Origin of the sequence: Streptomyces changchenzhani (assembly GCF_039766235.1) — a bacterium.
In the GTDB taxonomy this organism is placed as follows: domain Bacteria; phylum Actinomycetota; class Actinomycetes; order Streptomycetales; family Streptomycetaceae; genus Streptomyces.
Window position 1 is genome coordinate 601,786 of record NZ_JBDHNH010000003.1, and the last position, 19,658, is coordinate 621,443.

A 19,658-nucleotide genomic window follows, 5' to 3' on the forward strand; every position below is an offset into this window, starting at 1 on the left:
AGCGGGTGGTTTCCTCTCTGCGCCGGCGGACCACGGGGAATGCGGGCCGCTGAGCGGCCGCGAATGGTCCGCGAGAGCGCCGGTGGCCAGAGCCGTGCGGGCAGCAACGGGCCCGCCGGCCTGACCGAGGTGCGGGCCGGCGACGTGACCGCAAGGGCGCTTCGGCAACACAGGCCCGGGCGACGGTCACGTCGGCATCCTGACCGGTGCCGCCACCGCCCTGACGGCCCGTCGAGGGCGGCGTCGGCGGCTGTCCCTGAACGGTCCGGCGGAACACCTGCCAGCAGAGCCATACGGATGTCAGCGGCTGCACCGCCGTCTCACCGCCCGGTCGGTGGCCCTGGGCCGGACGCCGCACCGCGGGTAACGGCTACGTGTGGTGAACGACCCTCGAAGGGAGCGTGCGGCGGTGAGCTGCGGATCGCCTCACCACGGCTTGTTGTCGTTGGGCAGCGGCAGGTCGAGGTAGCGGGCGGCGTCGTTCAGGACGTCGGGGGTGATGGCTTCGGTGCGGTCCAGGATGGCGAGTTGTCCGGCCATGCCGATCAGCGGGGTGAGGTGTTCCATCAGGCCGTCGGTGATGCGGTAGATGTCTTCTTCCTGTTCCAGGAGGCTCAGGGGGCGGTGGTGGCGCAGGCTGAGCCGGCCGTCCAGGGCGGCCACGGTGCTGGCCCATTCCTCGGGGTGTTTCTCGCTGCGGGGCGGCAGCCGGTTGACCCGCAGGGTGGGTACCGCGCGTGGCCGCAGGGCCGCCGTGGCTTCGGCGGGGCGGCGCAGGGCGGAGAAGCGGGCGGTGCGGGCCTCGCGGAGGATGTCGCTGGAGCCGATACCGCTCCAGAAGACGGTCAGCCCCAACTCGTCGGCGAGGTAGTCGAAGTAGTCGAAGGTGGGTTGCAGGTCTTCGCTGCGCAGCCGGTCGATTCCGTCGATGAGGCAGATCTCCGTGCGGGCCTGGCGCATCACCTGCACGGCGGGCCCGGTGAAGTCCTTCATCCGCTGCACGGGCCGCTGTTCGATGTCGGGGCGGTAGAGGTCCCAGCCGAGGAAGACGGCCAGGGCGGCGGACCAGTCGGCGGGCGTGCCGGGTTCGGGCGGGGTGTTGAGGCAGACGACGGGGATGAGGTCGTCGTTGATGCCGTGGAGTTTCTCGCGGCGGCCCTGGTGCCCCAGGCCGATGTGGTGCAGCAGGGTGCGTTTGCCGGTGCCGCGGCAGTCACTGTCGATGGCGATGTGCGGGCAGCAGTGGCGTTGTTCCTTGTTGAGGCGCAGCAGCCGCCGGGCGGTCAGCGTTCCCTGGACGATGTCGGTGGTTTCGACCAGCCCGAGCTGGGCGTGGTAGCGCACCCGGGGGTCGTTCTCGTCGATGCCGGGGTCGTTCCCGTCGGCGGGGGAGGGGAGCTCGTCCGGAACGGCCGGGGGCTGGCCGGGCACGTGGCGCACCCGGGCGCGCCAGCCGGGCAGGGTGCTCGGCTGGCCGGGCGGCAGAAGCGTCTGCGGGGGCGGAGCGCTTTTCGGGTTGCGTACGGAGGTCTTCACTGGCCGTCTCCTCGCTGTTCGTTGCCCGGCTCGCCGTCGGCAGGGGGGTCGGGTGCGGACGGGCCGGGGGGCTGCTCCAGGGCCGGGCAGGGAGGCCAGGAAGTCATCGAGGCTCTGGCTGCCGCCCCGGGCGGGCTCCGGTGTGTCGAACAGTTCCCCGGCGGGGCGGTTGAGCGTGCGGAACGGGCGCACGGACTGCGGGTCCAGGGGCGGCAGGCCGGCGGCGTAGGGCCGCTCGGCCGCCGGGGGCACGGGGCGGGGGGCGACCGCCGGGCGGGTTGGTCCCGGTGCGGCGCCGGGCTGGGGGCCTGCGCCCGCAGTGCGCAGCAGCCGGGCGGTGGCCCGGGTGATGGCCGCCTCGTCGCGGCGGCTGCCGCCGGCGGCCAGGTGCAGGCGCAGGCCCTCGGCCCAGGTCTCCTCCGTCCACCGTTCATCGAGCAGCCTGCGGTGGATGAACGGCACCTCCACCCACGGATCGCCGCCCGGCTCGGCCTGGTGGTTGAACAGCCAGGCAACGTCCGGGTGGTCGGGGGAGTAGTGGACCTCCCAGCGGTCCTGCTGGGCGGTGAGGCCGGAAGGACCGCGGAAGGCATCCAGCGCTCCCCGGCCCAGGTTGTAGGTGCGGTTGTTGATCTGGAAGCCCTTACGGCCGACCCGCACCCACACCGCCGGCAGCAGCTTGCGGTTCTCCCGCGGGCCCAGCGTGACGGCCCGATACCCCCGCTGGAACACCAGCGCCGCGTACATCTTGTTCGGGCTCAGGCACACCCCGGGGGTGAAGGGGCTGCGCAGCGCCCCGTGGGGAGTCTGCTGCCAGCGCAGGACCACCCACTGCTCGAACAGCTCCTGCAACTGGGCGATCGTCCACAGCGGCTGTTTGCGGACCTTCTTACCGCGCAGGTCCAGGCGGTGGTGGGTGTAGGCAGCCAGGTGCTGGCTGAAGCCGGTCTTCACCGCCCGCATGGCGCGCTCGACGATGGCCTTGTCCACGGGGGTGCGCAGCCGCGCCTCGCGCACCTCGATGCCCAGGGAGTGGCAGGCACGGGTGAAGTCCTCGGAGATGAACGGCGAACCGTGGTCGATGACGAGCGTTTCCGGCTTGATGACGGGACGCGCGGCCGCGCCGGCGAACCGGGCGTCGGCGGCCAGGAGTTCCTCGAACGGCAGATCCGATCCGTCCATGAAGGTCTCCGGCGCCCAGCCCGGGCGCGCGGGCAGCGGCGCGGTGGCCTGGGCCAGGACCTGCATGGTGTCGAAGGAACGGGTGGCCCGTCCCCCCAGCCACCGCCCGGCCCCCGCAGTGCGCCGCAAGCGTCTGGGCACGATCAGCGACCCGACGACGCTGCGGGTGGCCACGTCGATGGCGATGGTGAGCTCTACGGAGATCGCCTGCCCGTCGTCGCCCAGCGCCAGCACGTCCAGGCCGGTGGTGTCGATCTGCACCAGTTCACCCGGCCAGCGGGCCATCGTGGCCCGCCAGGCACCGCGCCGCTCCGCCGCCCTCGCGGTGGTGGCCGCGCGGCGGGCCGCGGCGGCGTGCGCGTTCTGCGCGGTGATGCCCAGCTGGTCCAGCAGCCGGTAGAGCGTCGCCGGACTGTTCAGCAGCCCCTTGCGGGTGGCCGGGTCGGCGAGCAGATCCCCGTGGCGCTCGCGCACCATCTGCTGGACCTGGCAGATCAGCCGCGACAGGGTGCCCGGGGAGAGACCCCGGGCACGCTCGTCGTCCAGGATCTCCCACACCATGCTGATCACCCGGGGGTCGACGCGGCCGTGCGGGGACGCGGTGCGCAGGGAGCGCCGGTCGGCCAGGCCGAGCAGCCCCTTCTTTCGCCAGGCCGTGCACTTGCGCTCCACGGTGCCCACCGATGCCGACCAGCCGGCCCGGGTGAGCTGGACGGCCTTGGCCTGGTAGCGCTGGCGCAGGGTGTAGCGCCGCGGGTCGAAGGTCGCCTTGGGCACCGTGGTGGCCGCAACGTTCGGGGCCTGCTGGTGCAGGACCTCCTTGACCTGCCGCTCCCACCTCAGGGCGTCCCGGCGGACCGCAGGAGGCAGGCTGCGGAACTCACCCGAACGGCCCGGCAGTTCACTGCGCGGCGCCGCCCGGTCCAGCACGGCGAAGTCCGCGGCGCAGGTCACCGCCGTCTGCAGGATGACCAGCGGCTCCGCCGTCGCCGCGGTGCCGACGGGGTCGAGGCCGACGGGGTCGAGGAACAGACGCTCCCCGTTGAAAGCGGTGACCGTCCAGCGCGCCCCGCGAAAGCGGATCGTGTCGCCCAGCGCCAGGGTGTCCGCACCGGGCCGCGCGGCCGCACTCAGGGCCCCTCCCCGGCGCTGGCCGCCCACGCGATCGAGGCCGGTGTGAGCGGAATGCCGGCAGCGGTGTGCAGGCGCCGCGCCCATATCAGGTGATAGGCCAGGTCCACCCCGAGCAGCGGGGGCAGGGCGGCGGCCCGCACCCCGCAGCGGATCGTGCGCGCAGCGCTGAACTGCCCGGCCAGCAGCTCGATCTGCCCGGCCGCAAGCCACCGCGGATCGCGGGCCGCGTACAGCAGTTTGAGGTTCTCCAGCTCGATTCCCTGCGGCGGCACCACCACCCGCACCCGCCAGCCCGCTGCGCCCGCTGCGAGCGCGAGCACGTCCTGCCCGGCGCGCCACACGTCGGTGAGCTCCTCGGGCTGCACGCAGATCACCTCGCGCCGCCCCGCCCGCCAGGCGGCGAAAGCCGGGCGCAGGCTGCGCCGACGCCCCTGCCCGGCCCAGCGCAGCTCCAGGGCGCCCGCACTGCGCCGTCCCACGGCCGGGTCGCGGTCCAGCACCATGGCGCAGTGCTGCTGGCGCAGCGAGCCGCAGGCCAGCGCCTGATCGGTGGCAGACGCCCAGGCATTGGTGACGAACGACTGCCGCCCGGGGTAGGGCACGGGAGGGTCCAGAGGAGCCAGCTCCTCGAGGGGCACCTCACCCGCCTCGGCCACCGGCAGCTCGCGCCGCCGGCCGAACCGGTCGCGGTAGCAGGCGACGATGTCCCGCACGCCGACCGGGGGCCCCACCATGCCACCACCTCCTCCCGCTCATGCTGTGCCGCGCACCGCGCCAGGCGTCCCCCTCCAGCATCCGCGCGCCCACGGGTGGCACGCAGGTAGTGCCGCCCTTCATTCCCCGAACGGGCGACGGAGCGAAACCCTGTGCGAAACAGGGGGTGGCCGTGCGGGCGGCTACCTCATACCGGGGTGAACGGGTCACTCCAGTCCCAGGGCAGACAGCAGCGCTCCGCGAGCGAGACCCCCTGCTCATCGCCCCGATGAATCAGGGCCGTTGCCGGACGCCGGCCCCGCCCGCCGACCGCCCCGGCGCTCCCCGCATCGGGCAGGTACCGGTGGTGGCGGGCGAGCCACTCCGCGACCGGAGCCTGCCAGGCGCCCGCCACCACCCCGAGGGTGTCCGCCAGCAGGGACAGCTCCGCCACCAGCCGGGCCTCGGCCGCACTCCAGGGCCCGCCGGGCCGGGCCGCCCGCTCCTGTTCGTAGTGCAGCAGCACCCTGGCCACCCGCAGCACTTCCGGATACACCAGCAGCCAGGCCGTCTCGATGTCTGCGGCCGCCAGCCCGGCCCGCCCGGCCCGCTCCGCCCAGGTCCGGGTGGCGGGATCACGGCGCCACCACCACCCGGTGACGGCGAAGGCATCCGCGACCAAGAACCCTCCCGCCGGTCCGAACCGCCGCTCAAGGCGGCCCAGCGCACGATGTGCGTGCACCGACTCCGCCAGCGGCGCCAGATCCACCCCTCCCGGCCCGTCCTCACGCACGTGGGTGAACCGGCCGTGCCGTTCACACAGGTGCCACCGCTCCGGCCGCACCAGCCACACCGCCCCCCAACTCCCGCCCCGCGCTGCCGCACACAACCCGCACGCCGGCACCAGACAGTGCTCCATCGGCTGCCACGGCCACTCCCACCGGGCCCCGTCGCCGGGCAGCAGATACGGCTCCCGCACGTGCGGCAGGGCCCAGCGCAGCCGCGCCCACGGCACCCCGAGCATCTGGCCGAGCCGCTCCGCGGCCGCCCGGCTCAAGAACACCTCAGCCAGATGCGGACGCAGGGCCTGCTGGCGCGGGGGCCCCTCGCCCAACTCGTCCAGCAGGAAGGCCACCTCCACGCCCTGCGCCCCGGCCAGCCGCCACAGAAACGAGCAGTTCGATTCGTGCGCCACAAAGCGGACCGGACGCTTCGGCAGCCTCAGGCCCCACACCGGATTGGCCAACTCCCCACCTCCGCCACACTCCTGAGCAGCGCACCCTGCCGGTGACTTCGCACCGCGCCACACCTGCCCGGTCCCGCGCCCGCCCGGGGAACCGTGAACGGGCAGGCCCTCGCGACACTCGGCTACTTACCACAGGCGCGGCCTCCCGCACCGGGGAGTTCACCCCAACGAGTGACGCAACCGGGGGTGGCGACACCCGTACCGCGGCCCCGCCCGCATCCTGACCCCGGGAGCCCGTTACCGGCCCAGAGGGGGATCCGTCCGGTGCTGCACGACCTGCCAGCCGCACACCTGCCCAGCCAGCTGTGGTCCCCCCAGCGCACCGCAGCGGACTGTGTCCTCAACGCCTTCGCGATGGGCCGCACCCGCCAGCAGGTCATCATGGCCTGCGGCACAGGCAAGACCCACCTCGCCGTGCACATCGCCCACGAGCTCACCCCCAACAGCCGCAGCCTGACCGTGCTGCCGACGCTGGAGCTCCTCAACCAGACCGCCCGCGTCTGGTACACCTCGGGCCGGCCGGGCCTCTACCTCGGGGTGTGCTCGGACGACCAGACCAGCGAACCCGCCCTGAGCGGTGTGCTCACCATGACCAAAAGCCCCGCCCAGCTGGCCGCGGCCGTGCGCGGCGCCGAGGGACCCGTGAGCGTCTTCGTCACCTACGCCTCACTGCCCAAGATCGTCGAAGCCCAGCAGCGGCATCTGCTGCCCCGCTGGGACATCGCGATCGTCGACGAGGCCCACCGCACGGCCGGCGCCCGCCGCAAACCCTGGGCCGTCATCCACGACAACGACGCGGTCCCCGCCCGCCACCGGCTCTACCTCACTGCCACACCCCGCATCTGGGACGTCAACCGCGGCCACCTCACCGAGCCGATCGCCTCCATGAACGACACCACGATCTACGGCGAGATCGCCTATCGCTACTCGCTGGCCGAAGCCATCCACGACGGGAGACTCGCCGACTACCGCATCGCCGCCCCCGAAATCCACCACCCGCAGCTGCGGGCCTTTCTGGCCGAGCGCGCCGTACCCCCCAGGCCGACTCCGCACGTGTGGCAGCAGCCCAACTCGCCCTGTTCAAAGCCCGCGAGGACCACGAGATCCGGCGCACCGTCGTCTTCAGCAACAGCACCGTGCAGAGCGACACCTTCGCCGAGACTCTCCCGCAGACTGCCGCCGCCATCCCGGGCCGTCACACCGAGGGACTGTGGGCCGCCAGCATCCACCACCGCACACGACGCCGCGAACGCCGGGACCACCTGACCCGCTTCGCCGAAACCCCACACCCCCCGCGCACCGGCCAGATGCCGGATCTGAGCGTGCTGTGCAACATTCGCCTGTGCGTCGAGGGCGTCGACTTCCCGCTGGCCGACTCCGTGCTCTTCTCCACCCCCAAGCAGAGCACCATCGACATCGTCCAGGCGATCGGCCGCGCACTGCGCCTGGGCCCGGGCATGAACAAAACATCCACACTGATCATCCCGGTGTTCTTCGGCCCCGGACAACGAGCCGAGGAGGCGACCTTCGGCACCCCCTACCACCTGCTGCACCAAGTGATGATCGCTCTCAAGGCGTACGACGAGCACTACTTCTACCGCCTGCCGGTCGGCGGCACCCGGCTCCTGCTGCCCACCCCGGCTGCCGCCGTCCGCCCCGCACGCGCACCGGAGATCGCCCCGCACCTGATGCTGCGGATCATGGAGCCGGAACCCGACGTCTGGGAGAGCGGGATGGCCGGCGCGCAGCACTTCTTCGACACCCACGGCCACCTCAACGTCCCCAGCAACCACATCACCCCCGACGGATTCCACCTCGGGTGCTGGCTGGGCTATCAGCGCACCCTCAAGACCGCCGGAAACCTCTCCGCGCCCCGCACGGCCGCGCTCGCCACCTGCAACATGCGCTGGGCGCACGGCAAGGACAGCGCGGAGACCCTCCTGGAGAGCGCCCAGGCCTACGCACGCGAGCACGGCCACCTCCTGCCGGAGGCGACGCAGACCTACCAGGGCCGGCCGCTGGGACGCTGGCTCACCGAACAGCGCAGAGCGGCGAGGGAGACCACCCTGCCCGCCCCCTACGCCCGCGCACTGACCGACATCGACCCCTGGTGGAACCCCGCCTGGCCCCCCAGCTGGCAACGCCTGTGCGCGCGCGCCCGCACCCACCCCACGCCCCTGACCATCCCCACGTGCCCGCTGCCCCGCAACGCCGACGGCCTCACCCGCTGGCTGGACGAACAGTTCGACGTCTTTCCCCTCCTCGCCAAGGGGCAGCAGACACAACTGGCCGCGCTGGCGCTGCAGCACGATCCGCTGGCCCTCGCCCTGCACCGCCCGCACAGCAAACACAAGAGGGCGCACAATGACGGGCTCCGCGCAGCCCGGCGCTTCTACCGCAGCCACCAGCACCTGCGCGTCCCCGCCGACTACGTCGACGACCACGCAGGTGCCTCTTTCCCGCTGGGCCAGTGGATCGCCGACGTGCGCGAGATGGCCGCCGGCAACCACCTCAGCCCCGAAGAGATCAGATCTCTCGAAGCGCTGGCCATGCAATGGGTGCCAGACCCACAGGGCCAAGACACCTCCGCCCCTGTCAACAAACCACCCCAGGACGCCACGACACCCAGCCGCTTGCCCACACCGCTCGCCGTTGCCGTCCCCCGCACATCCGACCGGGGAATCTGGATCGCCGGCACCGATGCGCGCACCCCGGGGGTGATGGACGTCGTCCACAACGGTGGCCGGCGCGGGCTGCTCAGCCTGCCGGCCGGGGCAGGTACGACCGCGGTGACCGCAGCCATGGCCCGCGAACTTGCCAGCCCCGCATGCCTGGTCCTTGGCCCCGACCGAATCCATCTCCGCCACGTCGCCAAGACCTGGCGCATGCACCACCAGGGGCCGATCGCTGCAGTGAACATGAGCGTCAAACACGGCAGTAAGCAGGGGGGTACCACCGTGACCAGTGCCCGCGAACTGGCCGACTGGGCTGCCCGGCAACCCCCGGGAGCCGTCGTCGTGGCCCGGTACGACGATGCCGAACTCATTGCCCGCAGCCATCACGACCACCGACTGCCCCCGTGGGACCACCTCATCATCGAGGAGGCCCACCGGACCGCCGAAGGGACTGTTGATCGGCACCACCCGCATGCCCTGATCCACTACGACGACGGCATCCTCGCTTACACGCGCCTCTACCTGACGGCCACTCCGATCATCCCTCACCACCTGCCCATGGCAGGCGAGACCGAGGCGGTCTGTGCCGTGAACATGACCGCCCAGCGGATTTTCGGCACCCTCCGGCCGAGCGTGGACCGTCCCCAACTGGTGGACGACGGTGTCCTCAGCCCCTATCAGGTGATCCGGATCCCCGTGTCCGAGCCGGCCGGGCTCCCGCTCTGGCGCGCAAAGGCCATCGGCACCGCTCACGTCATCGAACAGCACAACCTGCGCCGCGTGGTGGCCGTACTCCCAACCCAACGGCAGGCGGAGGCTTTCGGGTCACAGCTGGCCGTGCGGATGCTCGATGCGGAGATCGTCGTACCACCGTGGGGAGCCGTGCGGTACAAGCACAATCAGCCGGTTATCCGCTGCCAGCGCGTAAGCGACCCCATGCCCGCCGACCTCGACGCCGTTGTGCTGCCCAGCTCTGACTGCACCACGGTGGAGTTGGTCAACGCGCTCCGGCCCCTCATGGGGCAGCACGCAGAGCGCGCTGCCCAGACGGCGATCGTCATGCCGGAATCCGCCCCCAACGCCGGCGCACCCCCCGCCGAGCCGCCCGCCTTGCTGCGGCGCATCCTGGCGGCCGTGTGGGCCCACGACCCCAACGGTCAGAAATCCGGGACTGCCCCGTTGCGGGGTTTCGATCGCCGAACGCCGGCGTGACGCTACCCGCCCGGGACCCGTCCTGAGGCTGACCGGGTTCACCTGAAGGGACGACACCCTCTCGACAGCTCCGGCGGCCAGGCCGCTGGTGGTCTCGCCCCGCCACGCCCGCCAGGGGCCGCCACTGGAGGACCACTTGATCGACACCCTCCTCGCCGGGCAGCGCGGCACCCATACCACCGAGGGACTGCCGGGCCTCGACCAGGACGACGACCCCGTGGAAAACGCCGAGTTCGTGGCCTGGGACAGCCATGCCTATTGGTGAGACCGTCCCTCCAGAGGAGCCACACCCGATAGGGAATCGCGTCGAAGATCTCCCTGCGCGGGTGTCGCTCAGGCCTGCCGCCACGCGGCATCGTCCTGTGAATTCTCGGTCTTTGGCTGCGCGACTCAAGGTATCGAGGCGCGTTCCCGTGTTCGAGCAGGTAGATCTTAGTCAGGCGTCGGGGGCAGCCGTTGGGTGTTCATTTCCGGCTGTAACAGCTCAGCTATAAATGCCGGTTGTCGCTCGGCGGATGCTGTAGCGGGGGTCGTGGCCGAGGAGCTCCAAGATTGCAGATGTTAGCCCTGCGGCTTCGGGAGCTGCTTGTATCGCCGCTTCCGCCAGGGTGCGTCGCACTCGGAAGTCGCTGTCGTGGGCCAGGCGCATGGCCGCGTCCCTGTAGCGGGTGGGCTGTTGCAGGGACAGGACTGCGCCGGCTTGGCGGACACCGGGGTGGCTGTGTGCGGCCAAACTGTTGGCGTCGATGCCTGAGGCGACATCCTGTGAAAGCCTGCTGAAGGTCACCGCTGCAGCTTGGAGATCGGAAGGCTCCTCGCTATGAAGCAAGGCGACTGCCTGGTCGCGTACCCACAAGCGTTCCTCGATGGTGGTGGCCGATGCATGGGCGAGTTTCAGTGCGTGGCCCCGTAGGGAAGCTGGCCCCATGGAGACTTTGAACGAGCTGAGTGGGTGGGGTGTTCCGGTTACCTCATCGTCTAGGTAACTGCTGTTCTGTTCACCGAGAACGAAGCTCTTGGTGGCGCGGAAAGTCTGTTCTTGAGTGCTGGCAGGCAGACCGATCACCAGGTTGAGGGCGCCGGTCAGGGCGTCCTGTCGGGTCCCGGACACTTCGCGTGCATCGGACGCAATGGCCATGATTTTTTCGAGACAGGACTTGCGGTCGTCTTCGTCGAGGCAACTGGCGAGGTAGGAATCGGATACGAGCTGGGAACCCAATTCGGCGTGGCCAGGTTCGGGTTGCGGCCGCTGGAGGATACGGTCCCGGGCTTGGGCGGCTCGCTGACGGGTTGTCGGGTGCGTGGGGTCGATCTGGCATCGGGCGACATCTGCCAAATACTGGCCGGCGTCGTCGAGGCGGGCTACCCGGTTCCGCAGTTCGCTCTGCTCGGAAGCGGACAGTACGTCGGGACTGCTCCCCGGTTGCTTGGCCGAGTCAGCCTGACCTGTCAGGAACTGGAGTGTCTTGGTGTCTGCGACAAGACCGAGTGCCGTTTGGGCGCCGCCGTCTGCCAGGTCGAAGAGCCTGGTCAAGGCTTTCATAGCGAGGCTGGGGTGGGTCGTGGCGATGTGGAGACAGGCGGCGGCGTGGCCGTCGTCGGAGTGACGGTACTGATTGGGGCCACGCGGGACGTCAGGGGCCAGCAGCTCTAGGAGTTCCAGCGCCTGCACAGGCGTTCCTCGTGCGGCGAGACCGCAGGCACTGCGTGTGGCCTGGCTCGTGAGGTTGCGCAGGGGGGAGTCGACAAGCTCACCAGCTCGTCCACGCTTCGCCAGGCCGGTCAATTCGCCCAGGAGGGCACCGGCGGAATCATCGTCGATCAAGTCCGCCTGGGCTTCAATATGCGCAGCACGGGCATAGGCCATCCACCACGGAACGGCGCTGAGGGGCCCGATCGGAAGCAAGAGATCGCCCACTGCACTGGCGAGACTCTTGAGCTTCTTGGCTTTCCCGGCGCGCTGGAAATAGCTGGCAGCGCGAGCCGGCTCGCTGCTGTCACGGTAGAGGCCTGCCAGGAATTCCAGTGCGTCGAACTCGCCCGCCCAACTTCCCGTGATTGCTGCGTCAGCAAGCCAACGCCGAGCGGACAGGACCGCTTCCACCGGCTTCTCTCCTACCAACGCAGACAGCGCCTGTTCCTTGGGATCTCGCACCCGGTTCAGCAGGCGTCCGGTTCCCGTAGCGCGCAGGGACTGGGCAAGGCGGTGTTCGTCATCGATATGCGAAGGGAAGGGGCCGTACTGGGCGTTCACTGCACGGATGGCGTAGAGCCAGTCGGCAGCATCCTGGGGGAGCCCGCAGTGGATGGCACTGTAAACCGCGTCCCTCCAGCACTCCGTGGCTTCCTCTGCCCGGCTCTCTAGAGCGCAGCGCCGGGCCTCCCGTGCACTGATCAAGGATGTGTGTCGACCAGGCAACAGGTGTCGCCGCGCCAGATTCTGGAGCTCGGCACGCTCCGTGGGGTTGTACTCGGCTCGCATCAGACGTAGCCGGATGACCGTGTCCTCCGGGAGCCCTTCGATCGGCTGCTTTTGTGCAAGCGCGAGCGCCGTACCGATGAGCGTGTCTAGGCTCTGGAGCTGAGCCGACTCTGAGGCCAGCAGATTTTCCGCAAGAAACAACACCAGAAGTGGCTGGTAGACAGGCGTTTCGTCAACGCGCGCCTCTAGCGCGGCCTGCAGAGCGCCGAAGTCTCCGAGCGGATGGAGCGCGCCATGCATAGCAGCGCGGACGAGTTGGGCATGGCGCTCCGTGCGGGCGGCGTGCTCGGTTTTCGATGCCACGGCATCGCGTGCCAGTTTCTCGATCCGGTGAGCGAGGGATCTCGGCTGGCCTCGGTCTCCGAAGTGGAGCGCAGTGACTGCAAGATGGGCCGCAAGATCGGCTGCTTGGTCGATGAGTCCGGCGCTCACAAGCGCTTCGAGTTGCTTGGTGTGCATGGTGACTGCGTGGCCGCCGAAACCGGCACTGCTCAGTCGATTCGCGAGGTCACCGTAGAGCCGGGCGGCCTCGGCGGGCGCTGTGGACTGCTGGGCGTTCGCCTCCTGTAGCAGGGGTGCGAAATCCTTTGTCTTCAACGGGCCCAGAAGGATCTTCTCCGCCTGTTCCTGCCGGTCCGGTAGAGGGACGGGCACCCCTGGCAGAGGTGCGCCTGTGCACCAGGTGGTCGCCGTCTCACGGGTCCAAAACCGGGCGACCACATCACCTTGCGGACGCAGATAGTCATTGATCTGCTCAGCCCCCCACAGCGCCAACTCCAGCTCGGGGTACGTGGTCTGCAGCGTATCCAGTTCATCAGCCAGCTGCGTCTTCAGCGTAGATGCCGAGGTAGCGACGATGAAACGGGATGAGCCGAAGGGACGTGTGCCGGCTGCGAACGTTTCGACGGCGTCGCGCAGATTGCCAGCGGTGAAAGTTTCGTGATCCTTGCACTGAACGACGGTGTAGTTACCGTCCGGCTCGCGACCAGCAAGATCGATGCCATGTTGGGTCTGACCTTGGACACCGTAGCGTCGGAACTTCACCCCTTTCAGGCCCAACACGCGTTGTGACACTGCCAGAATGAAGTTCTCGAAGCGGTCCCACCCCATATGAAGATCAAGGTCTTGGTCCGGCTGTTTGTTGCCGGGTGGCCCAGGCGCGAGTGAAACGGTGAGATTGTGGTCCGCGGAGCATGGTCGCCAGACTTCCGTCTCTCCGTCGCCCGCATCGGACTGGCCGAGCGGATCTGCTGGGACGGGCTGCGGTGCCTCTGGCTGGGCCATGCACCCAGTATCCCTCCGTTTGCGAGGTAGAGCCTCGTCAGCGGCAAGGACCCGGGGTTCTGCGCAATCCTGCGGGCGGGGCCTGTAGCCGGCCTGCGGCCCGCTATAGGAGGCGTGGGGGAGCTGGTGGGCGGCTAGGAGGTGGGTAAGTGCATCGATCTCTTGGGCGGGGGCCGCCAGGGTGACTAGGCGGCGGGCGCGGGTGATAGCGAAGTTCCACACGCGCGGCGGTTCGTCGGTGGCCGGATCACCGGTGGCCCTGCGGTGCAAATTGCTAGGAAACGGGCAGTAGCATGACGGCGTCTGCCACGTCGCCCGAGCTGGTAGGCGATGTTGGTGCGTACTCCGGTGGCGTCGTTCCTGCTGCTTGCGCCAGTGTGTTCTCCAGCTCTGGAACAGCGGGAGGTCGAGCTCACTGGTGTGGAGGCCAGCGCTCTTGATGAGATCGGCGTCCGGGTGCAGGAGTTGGACGGGGGAGTGGGCGTGGCGTTGTAACCACTGGTGGCGGCGGGTCTGCTCGGTGGGGCTGAGTTCGTCCCAGTGGTCGTAGTGAACTCCCGCCGGTCCGTCGGGCGTTTCGGAGGCCCAGGCACGCACGAGATCGGTTTCTCCAGCCGGACGGCCAAATCCGCAGCTTCGGCCTGGAGTTCTTCCACCCGCTGTCGAGCCGCGGCTTCCCGCGCCTGAAGCTCTTCCGGCAACGACACCATGGCGCCCACCTCCACCTCGCCACGGTAGGAGCACGACGGCACCGCTCACACGTCAATCAGCGTCTTCCCAGCTCAGCTGTCCCTCGAAAGGATCCGCACCCGACCGAGAAAGGCGCGCAAGCCGTCGAAGCAGTCGGACTCCTGCCTCAACGCCCTTATCGCATGAGCCCGGAGGCAGCCCTCGGCCCCCTGCAGGAGCACACACTGGCCACCGTCGAAGCCGGGATGGCCTTCGTCGCCCACGCCCACAGGCTCGGCCACGAATGCGGACCGCTCGACTGGTCCCCGGAGACCGCGCACTATTACCGCGACGACAGCCGGCCCGGCGAAGACCTCGCCCTCATCCCCGACCCCGTCCTCAGCTACGTCCACGCCGACACCAAGGCCAAGCAGCGCACGCTGCTGACGTTCTTCATCGAGGTCGACCGCACGCAAATGACGATCGCGCGGCTCGCCGCGAAACTGCACGCGTACGCCGCCTACCAGGAGTTCACCCCGCAGATCGCAGCTACCCGGGGGACCCGTACCGTCCGGCGCCCCGGGTCCGCACCGGCCTGGCGCAGCCGCTACGCGGTCTTCCCTCGCCTCCTGCTGGTCCTCACCGGCGCTGCCGAGGCCCGCCTGGACCGGCAGATCGGAGATCTGCGCAGTCTCGCGGCCAGCAATCCGACCCTCATCGCCAGCCCGGTTCGCGCCGGGGTCACCACCCTCGATCGCTTGCGTGACCTTGGACCGTTCGCCCCGATCTTTACGCCCGTGACCGGCTCCGCACAGCTCGCCGACGCGTGGTTGCGCCCGCAGAGCGTCGCTGCCTGACCGTCCTCCGGAAGGAAGATGTCATGCTCCTCAACTTCATCAACCGCCTGTTCAACAAGCCGATCCTCCTGCCAACCGCAGCAGCAATACCGGCTGAGCAACGAGCGTGCGACGAGCTCGGTGCCATCCCCCGGCCCTTCTCACCCCTGGTCAAGGAGCTCCTCGCGCTCTACTGCCACACCCGCCCCATCGGCGCACTCTCTCAAGCCGAGGACTGCCGAGACGAATCAAATGACGGCCCGCTCGGTCATCCACCACATCCTGGAGGGATGGCAGAACCAGACCGATGGCCGCGGAACCGTAGATGACCTGCTCCTCCAGCCGAGGCCGATCCGCGGCACGAGAGGCCTGGAAGGTACAACCGCGCCGTACGACCACGACTGCCGGCAGGCCCAGCGGTGATCGCTGCGTCCGGGCCTCCGCCACACGGAGGCGTAACGACTGGAGGCCGGCACGAGTGCGTGGGCGAAGTGGACCAGCACCAGGTCAGCGACATCCTCCGGCATCGGCAGGGCGCTATTGCCTAGTGACCTGAGATGAGGAGGCGGGTGGACTTGTGCCGTAGCTCGTCGGCTGCGGGCAAGCCGGTGTATCGGTTGAGGCGGGTGCGCATGTCGTCCAGGGCGGTGCGGACTTTGATGGAGCGGATGCCGTCGGCGCAGTCGATGAATTCGCTCCAGGTCATGAGGGCGCCGTCGATGTTGCCTTGGCGCAGGCGGACGCCGCCGAGGTCGGCGAGGACGATGGCGCGGGTGCGGCGGCGGTCCAGGCCGTGGATGTCCAGGGCGAGGTGCAGGTGTTCTTCGGCGGCGTCGAGGTCGCCGAGGCGGGTGAGGATCATGCCGGAATCGTGGGCCCAGCGGCCGGGCGAGTAGTGGGCGGCCCAGGACTCGCCGGATCCGGACTGCGGGCGGCCGATGGCGGTCTCGGAGAAGGCGAGGTGGCGGGTGGCGGTGTGCCGGTCGTCATCCTGGGCTGCCGCGTTGGCGAGGGTGGCTTCGTAGTAGGCCACGGCTCTGGGGTTTTCCAAGTGGCGTCCGTAGCGGACGCAGGCTTCGCCGAGCTGGACGGCTTCGGCTCGGTAGCCGAGGTCGATGGCCTGTACTGCCATGCCGCGCAGGGCGGTTGCGGACAGTTCGGGGTCTTCCGCTTCGGCGGCGAGGCGGTAGGCATGGGCGTAGTACTGCTGGGCGCGGCCTTGGTTCTCGGGGGCGTTGCCTTCGTCCTGGGCCATCCATCCGGCCAAGTGGACGAGCTGGCTGGTGGCGGCGAACAGTTCGCGGCCGGTGGCTTCGGTGAACTTCCCGTTCAGCCATGGGGCGACGTCGTCGGTGAGGTAGCGCACGGCGAGGTGGCGGGCGTGACCGCCACCGAGTTCTGCCGCTGAGTCGCCGAGCGACTTGACCATCTGCTGGACGGCGGCGACTTCACCGGTGCCGACGCGCACGGCGCCGCTCGGCGCGGTCCTGGTGCGGCGGGTGATGCTCTCCAGGTCGGGGAGGGCGAGGGCGCTGAGGGCGTATCCGCTGGTGGCGGCCAGAAAGTCCCGGCGGTGCACGTCGCTCCTCCCTAACTCGATGACTGATGTCACGGTATCGGTGGCTGTCGCCTTCGGCGCATCGGGTTCCGCTGCCCCGGTAGTGCCCAGGTCCAGGCCGAGAACGCCGGTGATGTGGGGGAGCCAGTAGGTCGGGCACCGTTTGCCGGTCATCCAGCGGCGGGCTGACTGACGGTCGACGCCGTGGGGGCCGCGGCCCTCGGCGATGCCGACCTCGCGGGCGAGTTTGGACGGGCCCCATCCGCGCTGTTGGCATGCCTGCTGGATGGCTTCTGCGATCTCCTTGCTGTCCGGCATGTCGCCCCCTCGCCGCTGGCCTACGTGGGCCTACACCTGGCCCACATCCTGGCCCCTCCCCGCCTGCTGTGCCTGGCCGTTGACTGAACCTCACCCACCCGATCTTTACGGTTCCCCGTTGATCGGGCGGACCCAGACCCATTCAGAGAGACGGTGAACTCACGATGCCCCGCTCACCCCACGACAGCACAGCCAGCCCAGCGCCCAACTCCGGCAAGGGAGCCTCAAACCACCGCGTCCCCCAGGTGGCGCCGGTTGCTTCCGCAGAGACGGGCGGAGCCGTGATGGTCAAGGACGTCACTGCACTCAAGCGGGACCTGCGGTACGACCACGAGGCCGAACAGGCTGTGCTTCCGGTCCGGGTGCACTTCCGTGATGGCCGCATCGTGGACACAGCCCTGGTGCTCACGCCGGAGCAGATGCACGTCATCTCGATCCAGTTGGAGAGGGCTGTCGTCGCCCGCCAGGACGCCCTCTCGAAGAAGCCTCGGTGACGCGCCGCCCAGTCCCGGCGGCCGATCCGCTCGGCGCGGTTCTCGACTGGCTGTGGGCAATTGGCACAGCGTGCGGCATCGCCGGACTTGGCTTGGTCGTGGAGCACGACCTGAACGCCGTGCCCGCCCACGGTCTGGCGTGGTCGGTACGGGACGCCGAAGCGGCGGGCGATTCGTAGACCGCTCCGGTACCCGGCCCTGGGGAAGGCCCGCCGGGTGCCGGCGCTGTAGATGCCCCAGGTCTCGCTGAGGGGGCGCGGTCCGCCCACGTCGGTGCGGGCGGACCGGTGTGGGATCCAAACGACAAGGGAGTCACGGTGCGCGTCAATTACGACACGAGCAGCGACCTCGCGGGCAAGACCGTGCTGGTCACCGGCGGGGCCGGCCTCATCGGGAGCAGGATCACCGCACAACTCAAAGCACTCGGGGCCCGCCCCCTCGCGGTGTGCAGGCTGGACGCCTACCCGCACGATGTCTACCGGGACTTGTTCGGCATTGACCCCGACAACCCCGGCTTCATCACCGGGGACGTCCAGGACGCGGAGCTGATGTGCCGGCTGGTGGGGCAGAGCGACTACGTCGTCCACGCCGCTGCCCTGGCCGATGTCGCCGCCTGTACACGCGAGCCGATGAAGGCGATCGCCACGAACGTCACCGGCACGCAAGTGCTGCTGGACGCCGTGGCGGCCTCCGACCGTATCCGCCGGTTCTGCTTCGTCTCTTCGGCCAGCGTCTACGGCAACGGGAACCCCGACGACTGGGCGTCGCCGACCGTCGAAGCCCGTACGGTCCGCAAGCTTCTGGAAGCCATCTACCAGGGACGTACACCACCGCAGTTCCACGAGTACGCGCCGCTCAAGCCCATGTCCGTCTACGGCAACTCGAAGGCATGGGGCGAGACCCAGACCGCACTGATGATGGGCGCGGTAGGCACCTCGTACTGCGTCGTGCGCTACTTCTCCGTCTACGGAGAACCCCAGACGATCAAGCCCAACAGCCACTCGTGGGTGGTGGCCTGGTTCACCGCCCGCGCGGCGCTCGGCCTGCCGCTGTACCTCAACGGCGGCGGCCACCAGGTCCGGGACCTCGTGCACGTCGACGACATAGCGGCCGCCACAGTACGGGCGCTGGTTGCCCCGCGTGCGCACAACGAGACGTTCAACGTCGGCACCGGAACCCCCACCAGCATCCGCCACGTCGCGGAACTCGTCCGCAAGCAGTTCCCCGGCACGGTGTTCTTGGAGACACCGATGCCCCCCGGCGATCCGCTGGGCGGGTACGCCTCCACCCATCACCTGGAATACATCCTCGGCTGGCAGCCCACCGTCACCGTCGCCGAAGGTGTTGCCCGCTACGTGCGGTGGCTGAAGGACACCCCGGCGGCCATCCCGCCCTGGCTGCGGAAGGAGGCCCGCGTGGTCTAGATGACTGGCGGGCGGCCCAGACGGGTCATGCGCCAGACGGTGCGCCAGCGCATGGGCCGCCGCTCACCGCACGGCGCGCGCATACCTTCGGTGAAGCCGCCGAACCAGGCGCGCAGGGCGCCGAGGGAGCGCGAGCGGGCCAGCGTGATCGCGGTCCAGGTGCCGAGGTAGAGGGGCACGAGGAGGGCGGGGAGATGGCGGCGGGCCAGCCACACCCGGTTGCGGGCGGTCATGCGGTGATAGACCGCATGCCGGGCGGGGGAGGTACGCGGGTGCTGGAGCACCAGTTCCGGCTCGTAAAGAATCTTCCAGTCCGCGTCCAGGGCCCGCCACGCGAGGTCGGTCTCCTCGTGCGTGAAGAAGAACGCGTCCGGCCAGCCGCCGATCTCGTCCAGCATCCGCATGGACAGCCCGTGGCCGCCGCCCAGGAAGGTGGTGACCTCCCCGCCGCGCATCGGGTCGCCGGCCCGCAGCCGGGGCACGTGCCGCCGCTGGGTGAAGCCCGTCTCATCCGCGATACGGAAACTGACAATCCCGAGCGCGGGATCGGCCTCGTACAGATCGGCGATCCGGCTGATCACGTCGGCTTCGATCAGCAGCCCGTCGTCATCGAGGTCCACCAGTACGTCCACGTCTCCGGTGTCCCGGAGTTTGGTCATGGCGACGTTGCGGCCGCCGGAGACACCGAGGTTCTCGTCCAGCTCCACGCCGATCACGCCGTCCGGCAGTTCCGGGAGGGGCGACCCGTTTCCGACGACCACCACGCAGGCCGGTGCCTCGTGTTGCTTGGCGACCGAGTCGAGCAGGGCCCGCAGTTCGGCGGGCCGGTTGCCCATGGTCAGTACGGCCACACCCACACGCGGTCGGGACACGTCCAGATCACTCCACATCTCGGTGACGGCAGAAGGGCGATGC

At 69.6% G+C, this 19,658-nt stretch carries 12 protein-coding genes and 1 pseudogene; 7 read left to right on the forward strand and 6 right to left on the reverse strand.

Features of this window, described 5'->3' with window-relative positions; all coding sequences use genetic code 11:
- Window positions 1-426: 426 nt before the first annotated feature.
- From ABCR94_RS13925 to ABCR94_RS13935, 3 genes are all read right to left on the reverse strand, one after another.
- Window positions 427-3,879: a hypothetical protein gene (locus tag ABCR94_RS13925; RefSeq protein ID WP_347119557.1), complete on the reverse strand. Its 3,453-nt coding sequence runs from the start codon at window positions 3,877-3,879 to the stop codon at window positions 427-429.
- A complete protein-coding gene (locus ABCR94_RS13930; RefSeq protein ID WP_347119558.1) occupies window positions 3,849-4,586 on the reverse strand; it encodes a hypothetical protein in 738 nt (245 codons plus the stop codon). The genes ABCR94_RS13925 and ABCR94_RS13930 overlap by 31 nt, the downstream gene beginning before the upstream one ends.
- Before the next feature lie 167 nt (window positions 4,587-4,753).
- The gene (locus ABCR94_RS13935) at window positions 4,754-5,740 is read right to left on the reverse strand and encodes a hypothetical protein (protein ID WP_347119559.1); all 987 of its coding nucleotides are present in this window, start codon (window positions 5,738-5,740) and stop codon (window positions 4,754-4,756) included.
- A gap of 315 nt (window positions 5,741-6,055) precedes the next feature.
- On the opposite strand from ABCR94_RS13935, the pseudogene ABCR94_RS13940 reads away from it, so the two are divergent.
- From ABCR94_RS13940 to ABCR94_RS13950, 3 genes and pseudogenes are all read left to right on the forward strand, one after another.
- Window positions 6,056-6,619, forward strand: a pseudogene (locus ABCR94_RS13940) (DEAD/DEAH box helicase family protein); the annotation flags it as partial.
- Window positions 6,620-6,846: 227 nt separating this feature from the next.
- The gene (locus ABCR94_RS13945; RefSeq protein ID WP_347119560.1) at window positions 6,847-9,678 is read left to right on the forward strand and encodes a Helicase associated domain protein; all 2,832 of its coding nucleotides are present in this window, start codon (window positions 6,847-6,849) and stop codon (window positions 9,676-9,678) included.
- A gap of 136 nt (window positions 9,679-9,814) precedes the next feature.
- Window positions 9,815-9,943: a hypothetical protein gene (locus tag ABCR94_RS13950; protein ID WP_347119561.1), complete on the forward strand. Its 129-nt coding sequence runs from the start codon at window positions 9,815-9,817 to the stop codon at window positions 9,941-9,943.
- Between the two features lie 219 nt (window positions 9,944-10,162).
- On the opposite strand, the gene ABCR94_RS13955 is transcribed toward ABCR94_RS13950, so the two are convergent.
- Entirely contained in the window at window positions 10,163-13,444 is a 3,282-nt protein-coding gene (locus ABCR94_RS13955) for a hypothetical protein (protein WP_347119562.1), read from the reverse strand.
- Between the two features lie 683 nt (window positions 13,445-14,127).
- On the opposite strand from ABCR94_RS13955, the gene ABCR94_RS13960 reads away from it, so the two are divergent.
- Window positions 14,128-14,970 (forward strand): replication-relaxation family protein, encoded by an 843-nt coding sequence (locus ABCR94_RS13960; protein WP_347119643.1) that lies wholly within the window; start codon window positions 14,128-14,130, stop codon window positions 14,968-14,970.
- Window positions 14,971-15,493: 523 nt separating this feature from the next.
- On the opposite strand, the gene ABCR94_RS13965 is transcribed toward ABCR94_RS13960, so the two are convergent.
- Window positions 15,494-16,825 carry an NsdA family TPR-like regulatory protein gene (locus tag ABCR94_RS13965; RefSeq protein ID WP_347119563.1) on the reverse strand — a complete coding sequence of 444 codons (1,332 nt, stop codon included), beginning with the start codon at window positions 16,823-16,825 and terminating at the stop codon, window positions 15,494-15,496.
- Window positions 16,826-17,109: 284 nt separating this feature from the next.
- Here ABCR94_RS13965 and ABCR94_RS13970 point away from each other — a divergent pair, with 284 nt between their 5' ends.
- From ABCR94_RS13970 to ABCR94_RS13980, 3 genes are all read left to right on the forward strand, one after another.
- Entirely contained in the window at window positions 17,110-17,319 is a 210-nt protein-coding gene (locus ABCR94_RS13970) for a hypothetical protein (RefSeq protein WP_347119564.1), read from the forward strand.
- The gene (locus tag ABCR94_RS13975; protein WP_347119565.1) at window positions 17,316-17,498 is read left to right on the forward strand and encodes a hypothetical protein; all 183 of its coding nucleotides are present in this window, start codon (window positions 17,316-17,318) and stop codon (window positions 17,496-17,498) included. Before ABCR94_RS13970 ends, ABCR94_RS13975 begins: the two co-directional genes overlap by 4 nt.
- Before the next feature lie 138 nt (window positions 17,499-17,636).
- Window positions 17,637-18,743: an NAD-dependent epimerase/dehydratase family protein gene (locus ABCR94_RS13980; protein WP_347119566.1), complete on the forward strand. Its 1,107-nt coding sequence runs from the start codon at window positions 17,637-17,639 to the stop codon at window positions 18,741-18,743.
- Here ABCR94_RS13980 and ABCR94_RS13985 read toward each other — a convergent pair.
- Window positions 18,740-19,615 (reverse strand): glycosyltransferase family 2 protein, encoded by an 876-nt coding sequence (locus tag ABCR94_RS13985; RefSeq protein WP_347119567.1) that lies wholly within the window; start codon window positions 19,613-19,615, stop codon window positions 18,740-18,742. The genes ABCR94_RS13980 and ABCR94_RS13985 overlap by 4 nt on opposite strands.
- Between the last annotated feature and the right edge of the window lie 43 nt (window positions 19,616-19,658).